This window comes from Arthrobacter sp. Alg241-R88 (assembly GCF_900537115.1).
Classification (GTDB): Bacteria; Actinomycetota; Actinomycetes; order Actinomycetales; family Micrococcaceae; genus Arthrobacter.
The window spans coordinates 358,107-377,777 of sequence record NZ_UNRG01000001.1; the positions used below are offsets into that span (position 1 = coordinate 358,107).

17 protein-coding genes are annotated in these 19,671 nt (G+C 66.7%); 9 read left to right on the forward strand and 8 right to left on the reverse strand.

Annotated features, from left to right (window positions below; translation table 11 throughout):
- Positions 1-22: 22 nt before the first annotated feature.
- Positions 23-481 (reverse strand): Hpt domain-containing protein, encoded by a 459-nt coding sequence (locus G6R19_RS01570; protein WP_346010071.1) that lies wholly within the window; start codon positions 479-481, stop codon positions 23-25.
- A 284-nt stretch (positions 482-765) separates the two neighbouring features.
- Here G6R19_RS01570 and G6R19_RS01575 point away from each other — a divergent pair, with 284 nt between their 5' ends.
- The 5 genes from G6R19_RS01575 (at position 766) to G6R19_RS01595 (ending at position 6,768) form a co-directional block, all read left to right on the forward strand.
- Positions 766-1,902 carry an ABC transporter substrate-binding protein gene (locus tag G6R19_RS01575; RefSeq protein ID WP_163162841.1) on the forward strand — a complete coding sequence of 379 codons (1,137 nt, stop codon included), beginning with the start codon at positions 766-768 and terminating at the stop codon, positions 1,900-1,902.
- 31 nt (positions 1,903-1,933) lie between these two features.
- On the forward strand, positions 1,934-2,659 hold the full coding sequence (locus G6R19_RS01580) for an ABC transporter ATP-binding protein (RefSeq protein ID WP_163161677.1): 726 nt from the start codon (positions 1,934-1,936) through the stop codon (positions 2,657-2,659).
- The gene (locus G6R19_RS01585) at positions 2,649-3,689 is read left to right on the forward strand and encodes an ABC transporter permease (RefSeq protein ID WP_240341725.1); all 1,041 of its coding nucleotides are present in this window, start codon (positions 2,649-2,651) and stop codon (positions 3,687-3,689) included. The genes G6R19_RS01580 and G6R19_RS01585 overlap by 11 nt, the downstream gene beginning before the upstream one ends.
- Before the next feature lie 255 nt (positions 3,690-3,944).
- Positions 3,945-5,201, forward strand: coding sequence for a uroporphyrinogen-III C-methyltransferase (cobA, locus tag G6R19_RS01590; protein ID WP_163161679.1), 1,257 nt, complete (start codon positions 3,945-3,947; stop codon positions 5,199-5,201).
- A 100-nt stretch (positions 5,202-5,301) separates the two neighbouring features.
- Entirely contained in the window at positions 5,302-6,768 is a 1,467-nt protein-coding gene (locus G6R19_RS01595; RefSeq protein WP_163161681.1) for an FAD-dependent oxidoreductase, read from the forward strand.
- Positions 6,769-6,859: 91 nt separating this feature from the next.
- Here the strand turns inward: G6R19_RS01595 and G6R19_RS20330 are convergent, their stop codons facing one another.
- The 3 genes from G6R19_RS20330 to G6R19_RS01610 are packed head-to-tail and all read right to left on the reverse strand — an operon-like array spanning position 6,860 to position 9,306.
- On the reverse strand, positions 6,860-8,155 hold the full coding sequence (locus tag G6R19_RS20330; protein ID WP_240341726.1) for an SRPBCC family protein: 1,296 nt from the start codon (positions 8,153-8,155) through the stop codon (positions 6,860-6,862).
- A 29-nt stretch (positions 8,156-8,184) separates the two neighbouring features.
- On the reverse strand, positions 8,185-9,012 hold the full coding sequence (locus G6R19_RS01605) for a DUF1206 domain-containing protein (RefSeq protein ID WP_163161683.1): 828 nt from the start codon (positions 9,010-9,012) through the stop codon (positions 8,185-8,187).
- Between the two features lie 3 nt (positions 9,013-9,015).
- Positions 9,016-9,306, reverse strand: a complete 291-nt coding sequence (locus G6R19_RS01610) for a hypothetical protein (protein ID WP_163161684.1) — start codon at positions 9,304-9,306, stop codon at positions 9,016-9,018.
- Positions 9,307-9,459: 153 nt separating this feature from the next.
- Between G6R19_RS01610 and G6R19_RS01615 the strand changes: the two genes are divergently transcribed.
- Entirely contained in the window at positions 9,460-9,996 is a 537-nt protein-coding gene (locus G6R19_RS01615; protein ID WP_163161686.1) for a hypothetical protein, read from the forward strand.
- Positions 9,997-10,076: 80 nt separating this feature from the next.
- Here the strand turns inward: G6R19_RS01615 and G6R19_RS01620 are convergent, their stop codons facing one another.
- The 3 genes from G6R19_RS01620 to G6R19_RS01630 form a co-directional block, all read right to left on the reverse strand.
- Positions 10,077-11,291: an AI-2E family transporter gene (locus G6R19_RS01620; RefSeq protein ID WP_163161688.1), complete on the reverse strand. Its 1,215-nt coding sequence runs from the start codon at positions 11,289-11,291 to the stop codon at positions 10,077-10,079.
- A 116-nt stretch (positions 11,292-11,407) separates the two neighbouring features.
- The gene (locus tag G6R19_RS01625; protein ID WP_163161690.1) at positions 11,408-12,088 is read right to left on the reverse strand and encodes a FadR/GntR family transcriptional regulator; all 681 of its coding nucleotides are present in this window, start codon (positions 12,086-12,088) and stop codon (positions 11,408-11,410) included.
- A gap of 6 nt (positions 12,089-12,094) precedes the next feature.
- Positions 12,095-13,417, reverse strand: a complete 1,323-nt coding sequence (locus G6R19_RS01630) for an MFS transporter (protein ID WP_163161692.1) — start codon at positions 13,415-13,417, stop codon at positions 12,095-12,097.
- A 142-nt stretch (positions 13,418-13,559) separates the two neighbouring features.
- On the opposite strand from G6R19_RS01630, the gene G6R19_RS01635 reads away from it, so the two are divergent.
- Complete coding sequence (locus G6R19_RS01635) at positions 13,560-15,131, forward strand: CYTH and CHAD domain-containing protein (protein ID WP_163161694.1); 1,572 nt, start codon at positions 13,560-13,562, stop codon at positions 15,129-15,131.
- 32 nt (positions 15,132-15,163) lie between these two features.
- Here the strand turns inward: G6R19_RS01635 and G6R19_RS01640 are convergent, their stop codons facing one another.
- Positions 15,164-16,600, reverse strand: coding sequence for a PucR family transcriptional regulator (locus G6R19_RS01640; RefSeq protein ID WP_163161696.1), 1,437 nt, complete (start codon positions 16,598-16,600; stop codon positions 15,164-15,166).
- 156 nt (positions 16,601-16,756) lie between these two features.
- Here G6R19_RS01640 and G6R19_RS01645 point away from each other — a divergent pair, with 156 nt between their 5' ends.
- Together G6R19_RS01645 and gabT are read left to right on the forward strand one after the other, a co-directional pair.
- Entirely contained in the window at positions 16,757-18,187 is a 1,431-nt protein-coding gene (locus G6R19_RS01645; RefSeq protein WP_163161698.1) for a gamma-aminobutyraldehyde dehydrogenase, read from the forward strand.
- Positions 18,188-18,264: 77 nt separating this feature from the next.
- On the forward strand, positions 18,265-19,635 hold the full coding sequence (gene gabT / locus G6R19_RS01650; protein ID WP_163161700.1) for a 4-aminobutyrate--2-oxoglutarate transaminase: 1,371 nt from the start codon (positions 18,265-18,267) through the stop codon (positions 19,633-19,635).
- Positions 19,636-19,671 lie beyond the last annotated feature (36 nt).

Here is a 19,671-nt window from a genome sequence, read left to right on the forward strand (position 1 = left end):
ACCCGCCGGGGCCGACGGAACGTCAGCCAAGGTCCGGTTTCTGTTTAAGCGTTGCCTGCAGCAGGTACGTCGTTTGGCGGCCACACTGTTTGATCCGTCGGAGGTGCTCCGCGGCCAGGTGCGGCAGTGCAACGGCAGGGTCATTCTCGCGGGTTTCGTTGCGGAGGGCACGCTCCAGGTCGATGGCCATCTCGGCAAGGCGTTCAGCGCCCACCATCTGGCTGGATGTCTTGAGGCTCAACACCGCATCCATTGCTCCCCGGGAGTCCCCGGTTGTCAGGGTCTGCCGCAGCCGTTCAATCCGTTCGGGCAGGTACCCGATGAAGTTCTGCACGAATACCCTCCAGACTCCCTCATCGCCTTCCAGCTCCTCGCGAAGCCTTTCCAGCACGGCTGGATCAAGGAGGGGCGCGTAGCCGTCGCCCTGGGTCACTGTTGCCCCCCGCGGCAAGCCCACCCGCCGGGCAGGGCCCAGCGACACAACCGTCGCCTGCATCGCTCGATACCCATGACGTGCCCCTGAAAGTCAAAACACCTGTGTGCCTCCCAGCAGGACCTTAACTGGACGCTACGTGCCGGGGGATGGCGAGGCACGAGTAGTGAGTACTCGAATCTCTTGGCATGGGGAATTCCGGGCTCACAAGTGGTGGGACGCCGTCGTCGAAATATGACGCTAAATGAACCCGCGTGACCCCCCGTTTCCGCTTCATTGAACGGCTTTCGGCCACTCCCTATGGTGAAACAATGACTAGTTCCAAGCCCGGGATGACCCGCATCGTGGCAGGCGAAAGCGCGGTCCCCAAGCGCAGGCGTGCCATCGAGGCTGCCCTGGCTGTTGGGCTGGTCCTGCTGATCGTGGTTGGGGCAGTGGTGGCATCCACCGTTTCGCGTAACACTGAGGCGCAGGCTGTTGAACCCACGCCCGCGGCGGACCTGAAGCTGGGATATTTTGGCAACGTCACGCACGCGCCCGCACTGGTAGGCATCAAGGAAGGCTTCCTGGCTGAAGCCCTGGGCGATACCGCCCTCAGCACTGAAACTTTTAATGCCGGGCCGGCGGCCATCGAGGCGCTGAATGCGGGCGCCATCGATGCTGCCTACATCGGCCCCAACCCGGCCATCAACTCCTTCGTGAAGAGCCAGGGCGAGTCCGTCAGGATCGTCGCCGGGGCTGCTGCAGGAGGTGCCCAGCTGGTGGTCAAGCCTGGGATCACATCCGCGGCGGACCTCAAGGGAAAGACCCTCGCGTCGCCGCAGCTCGGCGGTACCCAGGACGTGGCCCTCCGCGCCTGGCTTGCGGACCAGGGCTACAAAACCAACGTCGACGGCAGCGGCGACGTCGCCATCAACCCCACTGAGAACGCCCAGACACTGAAGCTGTTCCAGGACGGAAAGCTCGACGGCGCGTGGTTGCCTGAGCCTTGGGCGTCCAGGCTGGTGCTCCAGGCCGGAGCGAAGATGCTGGTGGATGAAAAGGACCTGTGGGATGGCAGCAGCACCGGCAAGCCGGGCGAGTTCCCCACGACGGTCCTGATCGTGAACCAGAAGTTCGCGGCCGACCATCCGGATACGGTGAAGGCGCTGCTGGCGGGCCACGCAAAGTCCGTCGCCTGGCTGAACGAAGCACCGGCCGGGCAGAAGGCCTCCGTCATCAATTCGGCACTGCAGGAGTCAGCAGGCGCAGCATTGGCCGACGACGTCCTCGCACGGTCCCTGGCCAACATCACCTTCACCCTCGACCCGCTGGCCGGAAGCTACCCCAGGCTGCTGCAGGACGGCGTGGAGGCCGGCACCACCAAACAGGCAGACATCAACGGCCTCTTCGATCTTCGCCCGCTCAACGACGTCATCGCCGGCGCCGGCACCCAACGGATCCCGGCTGCCGGCCTCGGCCGGGACTGACCCCTTTCCATCACTACCTAAGGACGGCACCATGCCAGTCGTACTGGAACACCTGGGCAAGCGCTTCGGCGACGGCGCCCCGGTACTGGACGACGTCAACGCCAACATCGGCAAGGGCGAGTTCGTTGCCCTCCTCGGTGCCTCCGGCTGCGGCAAATCCACCCTGCTGAACATCATGGCGGGACTGGAGGCGCCGACGTCGGGCGCCCTCGAAGTGCCCAGCGACGGTGCTGCCTTTATGTTCCAGGACGCGGCACTGTTTCCTTGGCTCACCGCCCGGGAGAACATCGAGCTGGCCCTGAAGCTCCGCGGCGTTGGCAAGGCCGAGCGCAAGGCCAAGGCACAGGAGCTCCTCGAACTGGTGCACCTTGGCACCGCAGGGGACAAGCGCCCACACGAGCTGTCCGGCGGCATGCGCCAGCGTGTGTCCCTGGCCCGGTCGCTGGCCCAGGACCGGCAGCTGCTCCTCATGGACGAGCCGTTCGCCGCCTTGGACGCCATCACCCGCGATCTGCTGCATGACGAGCTTGAGCGCATCTGGAAGGAAACCGGGCGCACCATCGTCTTCGTGACCCACAACGTCCGCGAGGCCGTGCGGCTGGGCCAGCGTGTGCTGCTTCTGTCCTCCCGCCCCGGCCGCGTTGTCCAGGAATGGGCAGTCACCGAGGAACACCGGACCGATGCCGGGCTTGCCGGCCAGCTGACCGGGGTCATCACTGCCCGGCTGCGTGAGGAGATTCGCCGCCATGCCAAGTAAGTCCCTGTCCAGCTCCGCGCCCGATGCCGCCCCCGCCCCTTCGCCGGAAGGCCTTCGTCCTGCGGACGAAGCGTCCGGCTCCGACAGGCCCGATGCCACTCCCTGGGCGGCATCGGGCGCTGCGCCTGCATCCACTCAGCACGTCCATGCCGCTTTGACAAGAAGTTCGACGGGCAGGGAGGACCTGCGGGAACTGGAATCCGGCCTTGACTCTCTTCAGTCCGACGCCGACCGCAAGCACCGGATCGACTGGAGCCGCGTGCTCCTGCCCATCGCGGCCCTGGTGGTCCTGGTGCTCATCTGGCAGTTCTACGTATCGCTCGGAGTGAAGCGCCGCGACCTGGTGCCCGGCCCCATGGACGTGGTGACGCAGATGGGCGTCCTCTGGAACGAGGGCAAACTTCAGGAAGCCGTCTGGACCTCCATGCAGCGGGGGCTGGTTGGCTTTGTGATCAGTGTGGCCATCGCTACTCCCGTGGGCCTGTTGCTGGCCCAGGTGGCTCCGCTGCGCCGTGCTTTCGGTCCGCTGATTTCCGGCCTTCAGGTGCTGCCTTCGGTGGCCTGGGTGCCTGCCGCCATCATCTGGTTCGGCCTCACCGACGCCACCGTGTACTTCGTCATCTTTATGGGCGCCATTCCCTCCATCATCAATGGACTCATTTCCGGGGTGGACCAGATCCCGCCGCAGTACCGGCGCGTGGGAACGGTCCTGGGTGCCTCCCGGCTGGAGATGGCGCTGCAGATCATCCTTCCCGCCGCCCTGCCCGGATACCTGGGCGGTCTCAAGCAGGGCTGGGCCTTCTCCTGGCGATCACTCATGGCCGCGGAAATCATCGCAGTGGGCGGGACCATCGGGTTCGGCCTCGGCTCCCTGCTCGACCAGGGCCGCATCCTGTCCGACATGACAGTGGTGATGTCGGCAATCCTGCTGATCCTCGCAGTCGGCATCCTGATCGAACTGCTGGTGTTCGGCCCCATTGAGAAGCGCCTCCTCCGCAGCCGCGGCCTGCTCTCCGGCAGCACCCGCTAACCCGCACCACTACAAGACCGCAAGCAAAGCCCGACGGCGACTCCCGCCGTCGGGCTTTGCTGCGCTTCCGTTCCTGCCAGTACCCAGCCGGGACACTTTGGCACGGACACGCCGCTGATTGCGCCTGTTCCGGCTTCAACACCCGCCAATGCCCCCACGACGGTGGCCAACCGGTATGTGACGCAGCATTACCTTGCGTGAACTGGTGTTGCTCGGCCTTTGTTGGCGATTGTGACGCGGCCCTACCGTTGATTCATGGCAATTCAGGATATCTACCCCACAGCGTTGCGGTTGCTCGGCCGCCCCGTGCTGGTGGTCGGCGGCGGCCCGGTGGCAGCACGCCGCGCCAAGGGTCTGCTCGACGCCGGTGCCCAGGTCACCGTCGTGGCGCCGGTTGCCTCCGCCGCGCTCCGGGAGCTCGCCGACGCCGGCCTCCTCTCTTGGGAGCCCCGCACCTACGCTTCCTCCGACGTCGACGGCGTCTGGTTCGTCCAGACGGCCACCGGCGATTCCGCAGTGGACGCCCAGGTCTCTGCGGACGCCGAGGCGCAGCGCATCTGGTGCGTCAACGCCTCCGACCATGAAGCCTCCGCAGCCTGGACCCCCGCCGTCGCCGAGGTGGACGACATCAAGATCGCCGTGAACGCCGGGGGAGACCCGCGCCGCGCCATGGCCGTCCGCGACGCCGTCGCCACCGCGCTCGAAACCGGAGACCTGCCGCTGCGACGCCGCCGGGCGTCTGCTGGAAGCGTTGCCCTCGTAGGCGGTGGCCCCGGCGACACCGGCCTCATCACCGTCCGCGGCCGCCGCCTCCTGGGCCAGGCCGACGTCGTGGTGGCAGACCGCCTGGGCCCCCGCGAACTCCTGAACGAACTGGCCCCCGATGTCGGCGTGATCGAGGTGGGCAAGACCCCCGGCCACCACCCCGTGCCGCAGTCAGAGATCAACCGGATCCTCGTCGAGGAAGCCCTGAAAGGGCACCGCGTGGTCCGACTCAAGGGCGGCGACCCGTACGTCCTGGGCCGCGGCGGGGAAGAAGCCGAGTACTGCCGGCAGCACGGCGTCGAGGTCGAAGTGGTCTCCGGCGTTACGTCCGCAATTTCCGTTCCCGCCGCCGCCGGCATCCCTGTTACGCACCGCGGCCTGGCCAAAGGCTTCAGCGTCGTGACCGGCCACGAGGAACTGTCCGAAGTTCCGGCCCGCGCGGACCACACCGTTGTCCTGCTGATGGGCGTGGGCCAGTTGCGCGAATCGGCGTCCGCTCTGGGCAAAGCCGGTCTGCCCGGTGACACCCCGGTTGGTATTGTGGAAAACGGCTATTTGCCGAACCAGCGCGTCACCATCGGCACGCTCGGTTCCATTGCGGACCAGGCGGAAGCCGCCGGCGTCGCAAACCCGGCAGTCATTGTCATCGGCGACGTGGTGCGCGTGAGCCCGTTTGCGCCATCGCACTTCAAAACCGCTGACTACAGCACCATCACCCCGAACAAGCCCCGAGTCCTCACCACCTAGCCCACCATCCCAACTAAGTAGCGCCAAGTGTCGTTATGAGCCCTCAAAACGACAGTTAGTGCGACCTAGTTGGGACGGACCGAAGAAAAGGAACACAGCCGTGTCATCAAGCACCACCGTAGGTTCTGCCGAACGCCCGCTGCGCGTCGCCGTCGTGGGCTCCGGCCCGGCAGGCGTCTACGCCGCGGACATCCTCACCAAGAGCGAAGCCGTCAAGAGCGGCGAGCTGACCGTGAGCATCGACCTCTTTGACCGCTACCCGGCACCCTACGGACTGATCCGCTACGGCGTGGCACCGGACCACCCCCGCATCAAGGGCATCGTCAACGCCCTGCACAAGGTCCTGGACCGCGGCGACATCCGCTTCTTCGGCAACGTGGACTACGGCACCGACCTCACCATCGAGGACCTCCGCACCCACTACGACGCCGTCATCTTCGCCACCGGCGCCATCAAGGACGCGGACCTGAACATTCCCGGCATCGAACTGGACGGCTCCTACGGCGGCGCCGACTTCGTCTCCTGGTACGACGGCCACCCGGACGTCCCGCGCGAATGGCCGCTGGAAGCCAAGGAAATCGCCGTGATCGGCAACGGCAACGTGGCCCTGGACGTGGCCCGTGTCCTGTCCAAGCACGCCGACGCCCTGCTGGTCTCCGAAATCCCGGACAACGTCTACGCCGGCCTGAAGGCTTCGCCCGTCACCGACGTGCACGTCTTCGGCCGCCGCGGCCCCGCCCAGGTCAAGTTCACCCCCCTGGAACTGCGCGAGCTGTCCCACTCCAAGGACGTGGACATCATCCTGTACCCCGAGGACTTCGAGTTCGACGAGGAATCCGACCGCCAGATCCAGACGAACAACCAGACCAAGACCATGGTGGGCACGCTCACCAACTGGATCGCCGAGCAGCCCGAGGACCTTTCCGAGCTCAAGGCTTCCCGCCGCCTGCACCTGCACTTCCTGCACAGCCCGGTGGAAATCTACGACGACGCCGAGACGCCGGGCAAGGTGGCCGGCATCAAGTTCGAGCGCACCGAGCTGGACGGCACGGGCAACGCCCGCGGCACCGGCGAGTTCGTGGACTACCCGGTCCAGGCCGTGTACCGCGCCATCGGCTACTTCGGTTCAGCCCTGCCGGAGATCGAGTTCGACCACACGAAGGGTGTTATCCCGAACGACGGCGGCCGCGTCCTGGATGCCGCCGGCACCCACGTGCCGGGCATCTACGCCACGGGCTGGATCAAGCGCGGACCGGTCGGCCTGATCGGCCACACCAAGGGCGACGCCCTGGAGACCGTGACCTACCTGCTGGAAGACCGCGAAAACCTGCCGGTTGCCGCCGTTCCCGGGGCGGAGGCCGTCGTCGACCTCCTTGACGCCCGTGGCGTGAAGTTCACCAGCTGGGAAGGCTGGCTGGCACTGGATGCCCACGAGCTCTCCCTCGGCGCTGCCGCCACCGAGGCCGGCGGTTCGCACGGCGTTGAGGTCAAGCGTGAGCGCATCAAGGTGGTGCCGCGCGAGGACATGGTGGCCATTTCCCGCGACGGTGTGGCCGCGCAGGTCTAAGACACCGCAAGCAACGCGAGGTCACTTCGCGCCCATCCTCACGGGGTTTCGGGCCGCGATGTGGCCTCGCGTTTGCTGTAACCTGCCGGTGCTACTTTCCGGCCCCGCCGGCCGCCATCAGCTCCAGGCGCTTGAGCGTCTCGCGGTTCCGCACCGTGATCATCGGGTCCCGCATGACCCTGGGCACCTTCTTGCCCGGCCCGCGGATCGCGTCTTCCGCAATGGTGACAAGGCACTGGCCGCCCTGGTCCTGGAGCGTGATGGCCACCTTCGCTTCACCCATCGGCCAGCCGCGCGCCACCAGTTCTAGCGACTTTCCGGCTTCGACGGCGGTCACCCGGGTGCTGTCGTTGATGAGCAGCGGCCAAGCACCCACGGAGTGATGCAGGCGTGCCCCGGCCTGGGGCCAGGTGTCATCCACCGCCCGGATCCGGGACGCGCCCACCACCCAGCCGGAGTACAGCCAGCCGTCGGCAATGACCCGCCAGACGTCGGCGGCTGGGGTGTTGAACAGCTGGGACACAGTAGACATGGTGTTCCTTCCTGGGATGGCTGGGCTGGTGTGGTTCCCCTCCGGAGGGGGAGCGGCGGCAGAATGCGCGACGGCGGGCGGCGGGGATTGCTGCGCCGCCTGGTAGGAACGCTCCCGCAGGCGGCGGGTCCAGTCGTAGGCCTGTGTGCCGGGCGGCTGGTTCTCGAGCGGATTGAAGCGCAGGGGAGTGTCGGCCGGCTCAGGGGAGGCGCGCAGCCGCAGTTCGCCGCACTGCCGCCACGGTCCCGCGGGCGTGGCCCAATACAGCCCGAGCACCCATTCACCGGCCGTGATCGACCCCGCCGGCAGGCTTAAGCTCCGAAGCCCCAGCAGCACGGGACCCTTCCGTCCCCGGTAGGGCATCAATGTGGTGAAGGTGGCCGAGGAGACGTCGAGCCTGGGCTGGAGCAGGAACCTCCCGGGAAGCTGCCAGCCTGTGGAGGCGAAGAGGACGTCGGCAGCGTCGCCCGGGCCGCCGTCGGCAGCACCGCCGTCCGCGCCGATGTCGAGCGTTATGCCGGAAGCGGAGCTCCGGGAGGGCGTCACCCGGAGTGCCAGGCCCAGGACGTCCGGAAGCATCTGAGGCAGCCCGGCCGAACGCGAAAACCGGGCCACAACGGAATCAATGCCGGGAGCGTCGAGCCAATCAAGGCCGCTCGGCTCGCCGGAAGTCCCGGTCCTGGTCAGTTTCCCGGCCAGGCCAAGTCCCTTGGGATGGATCGGACGGTCGGGGCGTGCCACTTTGAGGAGCCGGAATACCGCAGTAAAGGCGCGGCCACCGGCCTCGGTGACCGCAGGGGCCACCCGTTGCGGGCCGCCGTCGGCCGTTTGGTCCCTCAGCACGTGCTGCGTCATGCTTCCTTCCTACCCACATCCAGGGGGAACTACATGCGTCCGAACCGGGACCGGATCAGGGCGAAGATCCCGTAAGCGATGAATCCTGCCCCGATGGCGACCAGCACATACGGACCGAACGGGTGGTCCCGCAGGGCTTTGAGGCCGCCGTCCAGTCCCGTGGACTCCTCCGGACTGTGTTTGGCGGCGGCGATCACAAAGAGCAGGCCGGTGAGGCCCAGGGCAGCCCCCTTGGAAATGTGGCCGGTGACGCCAAGGGTATCGATCAGCCGGCCGCGCCGGGTGCCGTCAAAATGGAAGAGCTCCTCCTTGAACCCGCGCCGCACGCCCTTGAACACAAAATAGATGCCGATCCCGACGATGGTCAGGCCCAGCGCCACCAGCGCCCACAGCCCCAGCGGTGTGGCCATCAGCGAGGCGCTGAAGTCCTTCGTGCTCTCGCTCGAATCCCCGCGCAGGCCCACGGCAAAACCGGCGAAGCTGAGCCCCACGCTGCTGTATGCAATGGCAAGGAAGCCTGATGAGATCAGTTTGGACACGCGTTCCTTGCGGGGCAGCCGGCGTGCCCGCAGGGTCGCCTCGCTTGCCTGCCACAGCCCTAAACCGATGCATGCCGCCACACACACCCACATCACCAGCGGACCCCAGGGGTTGGCGGCCAGTTGTTCAATGGCACCCGTGGGTTCGGCTTCACCGGGCTGGCCGAAAGCCACGGCGATGGCAATGGCACCGATAATGACGTGGAGCAGGGCCATGACGGCGAACCCCGTGCGGGCCAGGACGTCCAGGGCGGGGTGGTTGGAGGCCTCCTCGACGGCGTCCGCGGCATGGCTGATGGTGGAGTCGCTGTCCGACATTGCTCAGCCGTTCATGGGCCCTTCGGCACGAATCTTCTCCGCGCCGGGTCCTTCGACGTGAACGGTGCAACGGACCACCAGCTTTCCGGGTGCGTTGTCCAGCTCCACCAGGGAATCGTCCGCGCTCAACACCGTGAAGACCTCAGTGCCTGCCACGACTGCCACCCCCTTGGCTTTCGCGGTGTCCCTGGCATTCCCGAATGCCTCCCGCTGAAGCCCTTCCACGTAGCTGTCGTCATCTTCACGGGCTGGGTCCCCGAAGGCCCAGCCGAACAAACTGCCTGTAGTTCCCATGGCGACGATATTACGCGGTCTGCCCGCGCAAGACGGGCTTTCGTAACATTAGTAAGTGTGCTTACCATAGGCGGACCATGACCTCAATGGGACACGGCAAGTGAAGTCCGCAGGCGCGGCACGTCAACCAGTTCAACGTTAGGAATGCACATCATGGCAGGAAATCTCATTGCCCGGTCAGTTCACGATCTGACGGCAGCAGCGTGGTTCGGTGGATCTTTGATGGGTGCCATCGGCTTGAACGGTGCGGCCGCGGCGGCCAAAAATCCGTCCGAGCGTACGCGGCTCTCCAGTGCCGGATGGATGAAATGGGCGCCGTTCCAGACGGCAGCCTTTGCCTCGCACCTGGTGGCGGACCTCGCCATCGCCTGGGAGAACAAAGAGCGCATCGCCAAGCAGGACGGTGTGGCCAGGGACACCGTGATCAAGACGGCGGTGACGGTGGCTGGCGCAGCGGTGACCCTTTACTCAGGAATCCTGGGCAAGAAGGTTGAAAAGCTTGCTTCCGAGGGCGCCGAGGGTGCCACCGAGCCGCGGCCCGATGCTTCGGACGAGTTGAAGGCCGCCCAGCAGCAGCTCAAGATGCTGCAGTGGGTCATCCCCGCGTTCGCGGGGCTGGTGGTCATCCTGGGCGCCAAGCATGGTGAGATGCAGCGTCCCAAGAATGTGTTCGCAGGCCTGCAGCGCTAACCCATAACGCACGACGACGGTCCGGCACTTAGGTGCCGGACCGTCGACGTATGTGGGGGTCGTTGCCGCCGGTGGGCAGGCTAGACCGGCTGGCTGTTCCGGGGCGGCAGGTCCGGGTTCATGTCCTCGAGTTTCGGATCCTCTGCCGTCCACACCTGGATGATGGCCCAGGCGACGGCGGCCAGCGGCACGGACAGCACGGCACCTACAATGCCGGCCAGGATGGTTCCGGCGGTCAATGCCATGAGGATCACCAGGGCGTGCAGCTGCAGGGACTTGCCCATTACGATCGGCTGCAAGAGGTCGCCTTCGAGCTGGTTGACCGCAATGACTACGGCTACCACGATCAAGGCCACTACGGGACCGTTGGCCACCAGTGCCACCAGGGCAGCGAGGATTCCGGCAACAGTGGCGCCCACCAGCGGAACGAAGGCGCCGATAAAGACGATAAGTGCCAGGGGGAGGGCCAGCGGAACCTGCAGGATCAGTAGGGCGGCCCCAATGGCTACCGTGTCCACCAGAGCCACGATCGCCGTGCCGCGGACGTAGCCGCCAAGCACCTCAAGGGTGCGCTTGCCCACCCGGCGCAATTTGGCCTCACGTTCCCCGCTGAACGGGCGGAGGAAGAAATTCCAGATCTTGGCGCCATCCTTCAGGAAGAAGAACAGGATGATGATCACCAGGCCCGCGCCGGCAAGGAACTCGGTCACCACGGACAGTCCGGTGATGGCGCCGGAACGGACCTGGCTGCTGGTGGCGAACTGCACGATGCCCTCGCGGGCCTGGTCCAACTGCTCCTGCTCGAGGGGAATGGGCCCGGTGAGCAGGAACCGCTCCAGCTCGTCCAGCCCGGAGGCAGCCTGCTGGGCCAGTTCGCCCCACTGGTTGCGGACGGAGTAGTAGATAACTGTGCCAACGCCACCCAGCACCAGGAGCAACCCGATGAACGCGATGCCGGTTGCCAGCCCGCCCCGCAGTCCACGGCGGCGAAGCATATTAACGAACGGACCGATGGCCGCCGCCAGGATGAGTGCGATCAGGATCGGTATCACCAGGAGCTTGATCTGCATCAAGGCGTACACCGACACCACGGCGACGGTCAGGATCAGCAGGACCTGCGCCGAACGGATGCCCACCCGGCCCAGTCCGTCTGCCCACAGTGCGCTCGGGGGCTTGGGTTCCTGTTTCCGTGCAGCGCCTGCCTGGGCCTGCTGCAGGGCTGACCCGGCGGCAGGTGCCGGTTGCGGGGTGTCGCTGCCTGGCCCGTGGTCGGCCACGCGTGTTGCTCGCGCCATGGGGACTCCTCATCTCGGCGGGTGCCCTGGCGCAGTGTGCACGGCAGGGATTACTACCTTTGTCAGATAGTAAGCCTACTGACAGTTTAAGGAGGGGCGAAACCCCGAACATCGAACTACGCGGCGAGCCACTCGGCGCAGGAGTTCAGGTTTGCGTTGACGGTGGCAACGGCGGCGTCCTCGTCCCGCTGCTCAATGGCCGCCAGCAGGACGTCGTGTCCCTCGTGCTGGAGCCCGTCGAATCCCGGCCGGCGCAGCTGCTTGAGCAAATCCTCGTGGACCACGGCGCCGAAGCTCACGTACAGCTCGTGCAGCAGGGGATTGCCCGATGCCTGGGCCACCCGCTCATGGAAACCCCAGTCCGCCCGTGCCCAGGCCTCGTAGTCCTCCGAGTTCCAGGCTTCATTCCTGTCGGTGAGGAGAACACGCAGGGCTGCGACGTCGCCGGCTGTTGCATTCCGCGCCGCTAACCGGGCGGCCTGGGTGTCCAGGCCGAGCCGGACTTCCAGGATGTGGGCCTCGGTGTGGTCCTGGTACATGCGGCGGGCAGCGCCGGAGATCTCGCTGGTTGCCCGGACGTACGTGCCATCGCCGCGGCGGACTTCCAGCATGCCGCTGTGGGCGAGTGCCTTGATGGCCTCGCGGAGGGTGCCGCGCGAGACGCCCAGGTCAGCCATCAGTCCGGTTTCGGACGGGATGCGCTGGTGGAGGGGCCACTCGCCGGACTGGATCATGGTCCGCAGCTTCGCGGTGACTTCGTCCGCGAGCGGCGGGCGGTGTGAGGGGCTCAGTGCCATGGCGGCCTACTTCCCCTTCCCGGCAGCGCCGGAAACGCCCCGGGTCATCGCGCCACCGGTGATCAGGTGCGCCACCACAATCTGCACCAGCGCCAGGGCCAGCAGCAGGGCGAGGGGCAGCGTCCAGCCGCCGGTGGCGCTGTGCAGGAGGCCCATCCCGAACGGGCCGGTGGTCGCGAGCAGGTAACCCGTGGACTGGGCCAGGGTGGACAGCGCCGTGGTCTCGGCAGTGCTCGCGCCGCTGCGGCTGATCATCACCATCACCAGCGGGAAGATGCCCAGGCCGAAGCCCAGCAGGACCGCAGGAACCATGGCCAGGCTCACGGGCAACACCAGGAGCAGGGCCAGGCCCACCGCCATGGTGATGCTGACCAGGTAGAACGCGGGGCGCAGCATCCTGGGACGGGAACCGATGGCGATGAGCAGCATGCCCGCGGGGACGGACACCAGCTGCATCAGCCCGAACATCAGTCCGCTCCCGGAGGCGTCCATCCCCATGGTGGTGAGCATGTACGGGAACCAGCTCAGCAGCGCATAGGCCAGCAGCGCCTGAAGCGTGAAAATGGCCGTCAGCAGCAGCCCTTTCCTGGTCCGCAGAAGCGGCCAGGGGGACACATGCCCCGCCGTCGAACGCGTGCTGTTCCGGTGCGCATGCAACGCCACGGGAAGGAAGCCCAGGAATGCCGCCACGGCAGTAATGCCAATAGCGCCGACGGCGGCGGACGGGGACCCGAGGGCCTGCGCCAGTGGAACGACGGCGACGGAGGTGACAGTTGCTCCGGTGGTCATGGTCACCGTATAGACGGCGGTCATGAGGGACGTTCGGGCGGCGAAGTGCTCCCGGATGAAGGACGGCATGGCCACGTTGCAGACGGCGAGCCCGGACATTCCCACGACACTGCCGGCCACCAGCATCCCGGTTGCGGGAATACCTCGCATCAGGAGGCCGCCGGCCAGCATGGCCAGGGACAGCAGGATCGCCTTCTCCACCCCCAGCTTGCCGGTCAGCCAGGAGGTGCCGGCACCCGCCAGGGCGAAGCACAGGGTGGGAATGGACGGGATGAACGCAGCCACCAGCGGCCCGTAGCCCAACACCGTCTGCAGGTCATGCAGCAGCGCCGATGCCCCGGTGATGCCCGCCCGCAGATTGAGCCCGATCAGCACCAGCGCAATAACGCCGAATACGACGGCGGATCGCGGCTTGGTGAGCGGGCCACCGGAGGCAGGTGCGGACGCAGCACGCGCCGGCGACGGCATGTCGGGCGCGGGCGAGGGTGCCGTGAAGACTACGGAGGGTGCGGCAGTAGGGGCGGGGGGAGTGGCGGGCATTTTTCTAGGCTAAAGGTTAGACGTTTGATGTCTCCAGTTTTGTGGCCAAGCTCTCCCGGCCCGTCCTACCAGCGCAATAGACTTCCACCGAGGGCATGGATGCCATCCGGCCCGCAGGCAGCACCAACGCGGAAGGACGGCTGTGAAGGCTTCCCAGGGGATCGAGATCGAAAAGAAGTACGACGTCGGCAATGACGCCACAGTGCCCGCGCTGGAACAACTGCCCGGCGTTGCCCGCGTCGGAACGCCCCATACCGCTGTGCTGGAGGCCGTCTATTTCGATACCGACCGGCACGCGCTCACATCCCGCCGCATCACCCTGCGGCGCCGCACCGGCGGGATCGACGCCGGTTGGCACCTGAAGCTGCCCCCGGAAGCCCGCACCGGCTCCGGAACAGAACCCCAGCAGCGCCGGGAGCTGCACGCCCCTCTTGGCCAGCCCGACGTCGTTCCCGGCAGCCTGTTGGCCCACGTGCAGGCGTACCTCCGTGGAACGGAAGTGGCTCCCGTGGTCCGGCTTGAAACCCGGCGCACCACCCACCCGCTCTACGGGGAGGACGGCGCTCATCTGGCAGACCTGGCGGACGATGAAGTGGAGGCGACACGCCTGCACCACCAACCCGCGGATGAACAGCCGCAACGCTGGCGGGAGTGGGAACTGGAACTCGTCAACGGCAGTCCGGACCTGTTTGGCCCCGCTGAGCAACTCGTCGCAGCCGCCGGCGCCCGTCCCGCCGGCCACGCATCCAAACTCGCGCGGGCACTCGGCAGCGCTGCCAACGGGAGCGGAGAACAGGAAACGGAAAGTCCCGCTGCGCTCCTGGCCGGAAAGAAGGCCCCGGCAGCCGCCGTCGTCACGGTCTATGTGGCGGAGCAGCTGCGCCAACTCTTCGCGGGGGATGCCGGCGTCCGGCTGGAGGAGCCTGAGGCCGTCCACGATATGAGGTCCGCAACGCGGCGCATCCGCTCGGTGCTGGCCGCCTACCGCAAGCTGTACCGGGCCGTCCCGGTACGTCGCCTTCGGGACGAACTTGGCTGGCTCGGCCACCTGCTGGGCGAACCCCGTGACGCCGAAGTCCTGCTGGGCCGGCTGCGGGGCCACCTTGCTGAGCTGCCGCCGGGCGATGGAACGGACGCAGCGAGGGAACAGGTGGAGCGCAAGGCCGGTGCTGCCTTCGACGCCGGATACCGCCGGCTCCAGGCGGCGCTGCAGTCGGAACGCTATTTCCGGCTGCTGGACGATCTTGAGGACTTCTGCCGCCAGCCGCCGGTGCTGTCGCAGGCCGTTGCCCCTGGGCGGACCATTTCCGCAAAAGTGGTGGAGAAGTCCGCCCGCCGGCTGCGCCGCTCGCAAAAGGCTGCAGCACATGCCAGGCGCGGGACGGCCCACGAAAACGCCCTCCACCAGGTGCGCAAGGACGCCAAGCGGCTTCGCCATGTGGCCGAGTCGGCAGGGCTGGTACGCGGTAAACGTGCGCGGAAAGTGGCCAAGGCCGCCCACCGGCAGCAAAGGATCCTGGGTGATTTCCACGACGCCGTGATTGCACGGAACCTGCTGCAGACACTCGAAGCAGGTCACATGCTGCCGGAGCCCACGGCCGAGGCCCTGGCCGCGCTGCGGATCCGCCAGACGGAACTCATGGATAGGGCCGAGGCCAAGTACCGCAAAGCCCGCAAGAAGTCCCGCGGCCTGCTGAAACCCCGGGTCATCTAATCCCCGGGCGCTCACACCAAGCGGTGCAGCGGCTACTTGCCCTGGCGTGCGGACAGCCGGGCCACCGCCAGTGCCAGCCACAGCTGCACGCGGTCGGTGGTGACGGCGGGATCATAGCCGGTCAGTTCGGTGATCTGCGCCAGCCGGTACCGGACCGTGTTCCGGTGCAGGGTGAGCTCCTCGGCGACGGCGGCCACGGAGCCGTTGTTGTTGAGGTAGCTTTCCAGCGTGGTCATCAGTTCCGCACCATGGGCCGCGTCGAACATCCGGAGCGGATTGAGGGACTCGTGCGCCATATCTGCCAGCGGCACATCCTCACTCGCCAGCAGCAGCGACGTCAGGCTCAGCCGCTCCGGCTCGTTGACGGGCAGCCCGTGGCTCGCCGCGTCGCGCGCCTCGAAGTAGCTCCAGCGCAGGCCGTTCGGCTTCGTGTACGCGCCGCCGATGCCGATGGTCGCATGGATGCCCGCCTCGGCCAGGTGGTCGCTCAACTTCCGCGCCAGCGCCGGTGCCGCGCCGCCGTCGTCGTTCAATACCAGCACCAGGTCCTTGCCCACGACGGCGGCAACCGCCTTCTCCAGTTCCCGCGGCACCGAGGTGCTCACCAGGGCTTTGTGGTGCGCGGCTGAGACGGCCAGCAACACCACATTCTTGCGGGTGCTGTTCACGCCGACGCCGGCCAGGCGGCGCTGGGCCTCGCTGGTTTCCAGCGCCCCGTGGATCACATCCTCCAGCACCTGCCCGCACAGCGCACGCTCGGCCTGGCGCTGCTTGACCATGTTGTTCAGTTCAACGCTGATCAGGTTCTGGGCATACCCGATGATGCCGGTGTCCTCGAAGGGCTTGCGGACCCACAGCGTGCAGGCGTCGCGCCGGCCCGTGGGGATGGGGTAGGAGGCCCAGGTGTCAGCCTGAGGCGTGTCCTTGCTGCTGTTGTACAGCTGGGCCGTGAACTGCGTGAGGACAATGTCCGCCCGGAGCATGCCGCCCAGATGCTTCAACAGCTCGGCCAGGCCGCCGCCCGTCAGCAGGGCACGGGCCAGCACCTGGTGTCCTGCGATCAGCCGCTCCAGCTTCGCGTAGTGGTCCGCGGACTGGGCATCCGCCACGAGCTTGCCGATAGCAATGAACGGAGTTTCGTACGGGACCTCCACCACGGGCAGGCCCCAGCGGTTCGCCTCGGCGAGCAGCGCAGGCGGCACTGCCTCATGGGAAAGTCCCACACCAAAACCGATACCGACGGCACCGGCCCGCTGCACCTGCCGGACAAACCGCCGCTGCTCGGGTGCGGACTTCAGCCGCAGGCCCGTGGTGAGGATCAGCTCGCCGCCGTTGATGAACCGCTGCGGATCCTCCAGCTCGGTCACTGCCACCCAGTTGATGTCCTGGTGCCACGTCGTCTCGGCAACCCCTGCTTTGGACAGGTTCAGGGATTTGACACCCAGGAGGGCAGCAAGGGAAATGGCCATGGACCAAGGATAAACGGCTGCTAGTCAACCGCACTAAAAAGCAGCAGAAAGGGTGTGCAGGTGGCTATTCACGGCGCAGGGGTGCTGGCATAGGCTCAAGGCAGTCAAATCCATCCGCCTTGCCGCCGATGGCCCCCAGGAAAGAGGTTGCACACCGTGGTCCAAACCTTGCAGAACTTCATCAACGGCACGTTTGTCACGCCTGCCGGCACCGGCACGCTGGACATCGTCAACCCCACCAACGGTGACGTTGTGGCGCACTCGCCCATCTCCGTCCAGGAAGACGTTGACGCGGCCATGGCAGCCGCCAAGGAGGCCTTCAAGAGCTGGAAGCACGTCACGCCGGGCCAGCGGCAGCTGATGCTGCTCAAGCTCGCAGATGCCATCGAGGCCAACAGCGACGAACTGGTGGAGGCGCAGCACCGCAACACCGGCCAGGTGCGTTCCCTGATCGCCTCGGAGGAAATTGCCGCCGGCGCTGACCAGCTGCGCTTCTTCGCCGGAGCCGCGCGGATCCTCGAAGGCAAGTCCGCCGGGGAATACTTCGAGGGCCATACCTCCTACGTCCGCCGGGAACCCATCGGCGTCGTGGCCCAGGTCGCCCCGTGGAACTACCCGTTCCTCATGGCCATCTGGAAGATCGGCCCGGCGCTCGCCGCCGGAAACACCGTAGTGCTCAAGCCCTCGGACACCACTCCCGAGTCCACCCTGGTCCTGGCCCGCCTCGCCGGTGACATCCTGCCCGCCGGCGTCCTGAACGTTGTGCTCGGCACCGGCAAGACCGGCGCCATGATGGTGGACCACAAGGTCCCGGGACTCGTGTCCATCACCGGCTCCGTCCGCGCCGGCATCGCCGTCGCCTCCGGTGCAGCCAAGGGCCTCAAGCGTGCCCACCTGGAGCTGGGCGGCAAGGCTCCGGCCATCGTCTTCAAGGACGCCGACATCAAAAAGAGTGCCGCAGCGATTGCCGAGTTCGCCTTCTTCAACGCCGGCCAGGACTGCACGGCCATCACCCGCGTGCTGGTGGAGGAATCCGTGCACGACGACGTGGTGGCAGCCATGGTGGAACACACCAGGACCCTCCGCACGGGTTCCCAGAACGACGAAGACAACTACTTCGGCCCGTTGAACAACGTGAACCACTTCAACCAGGTCACCTCCGTGGTGGAAAGCCTGCCCGCGCACTGCCGGATCGAAACCGGCGGGCACCGGGCGGGGGAGAAGGGCTTCTTCTTTGAGCCCACCATCATCACCGGCGCGAAGCAGTCGGACAGCATCGTCCAGCAGGAAACGTTCGGCCCGGTCATCACCGTGCAGAAGTTCAGCACGGAGCAGGAAGCCGTAGAGCTGGCCAACGACGTTGACTACGCCCTGGCCTCCAGCGTGTGGACGTCCAACCACGGCACGGCCATGCGCCTGAGCCGCGACCTGGACTTCGGTGCAGTCTGGATCAACACCCACATCCTGCTCACCGCCGAAATGCCCCACGGCGGCTTCAAACAGTCCGGCTACGGCAAGGACCTCTCCATGTACGGCGTCGAGGACTACACGCGCATCAAGCACGTGATGTCTGCGCTCGACGCCTAATCCTGCCCCCTAACCTCGCTCCGCTTCGGCCAGGGAACCCTGCCGGCGTGGCCCCACCCAGCAAGGAAAGAATCATCATGACCACCACCGCATCAGACATCACCTTCCGCCTGGAGCAGAAGCGGCGCGTCCAGGCCGACTTCCCGGGCCCCAAGTCGCTGGCCCTGGCGGAGCGGCGCAAGGCCGTCGTCGCCGCGGGTGTCGCGTCCGGCGTCCCGGTATACGTTGCAGACGCCGACGGCGGCATCATCCACGACGTGGACGGCAACTCCTTCATTGACTTGGGTTCAGGCATTGCCGTGACCAGCGTAGGAGCCTCCGATCCCGCCGTCGTGGGCGCCGTGAAGGAAGCCGTGGAGCACTTCACGCACACCTGCTTCATGGTCACCCCGTACGAAGGCTACGTGGCCGTCGCCGAGCAGCTGAACCGCCTCACCCCGGGCGACCACGAGAAGCGCACCGTCCTGTTCAACTCCGGCGCCGAGGCAGTGGAGAACGCGATTAAGGTAGCACGCCTGGCCACCGGGCGGGACGCCGTCGTGGCATTCGACCACGCGTACCACGGCCGCACCAACCTCACCATGGCGCTGACCGCCAAGGCCATGCCGTACAAGACCAACTTCGGCCCGTTCGCGCCCGAGGTCTACCGCATGCCCATGAGCTACCCGTACCGTGAGGAAAACCCGGAGATCACCGGTGCCGAGGCCGCCAAGCGCGCCATCACCATGATCGAAAAGCAGATCGGCGGAGAACAGGTCGCCGCAATCATCATCGAGCCCATCCAGGGCGAGGGCGGCTTCATCGTCCCGGCCGAGGGTTTCCTCCCCGCACTGGCTGACTGGGCCAAGGAGAAGGGCATCGTCTTCATCGCCGACGAAGTCCAGTCCGGCTTCTGCCGCACCGGTGAATGGTTCGCCGTCAACCACGAAGGCGTCATCCCGGACATCATGACCCTGGCCAAGGGAATCGCCGGCGGCATGCCGCTGTCCGCCATCACCGGCCGGGCAGACCTGCTCGACGCCGTCCACCCCGGCGGCCTGGGCGGCACCTACGGCGGCAACCCGGTAGCGTGCGCTGCTGCCCTGGCCTCCATCGGCACCATGGAGGAATACGACCTCGCCGGCCGTGCCCGCCACATTGAGTCCCTGGCCACCACCAGGCTCCGCGAGCTGCAGACCGAGCTGGCCGGCGCCGGCACAGGCGTGATCGGCGACGTCCGCGGCCGCGGCGCGATGCTGGCCATCGAACTGGTCCAGGCCGGCTCCAAGGAACCGAACCCGGAACTGACGAAGGCTGTTGCCGCCGCCTGCCTCAAGGAAGGCGTCATCATCCTGACCTGCGGCACCTACGGCAACGTGATCCGCCTGCTGCCGCCGCTGGTCATCACCGATGAACTGCTCAACGACGGCCTGGACGTCCTTGCTGCAGCCATCAAGGCCAACGCATAACGGCAGCCAACTAGAGTTAGCGTCCCCTCGCAACGG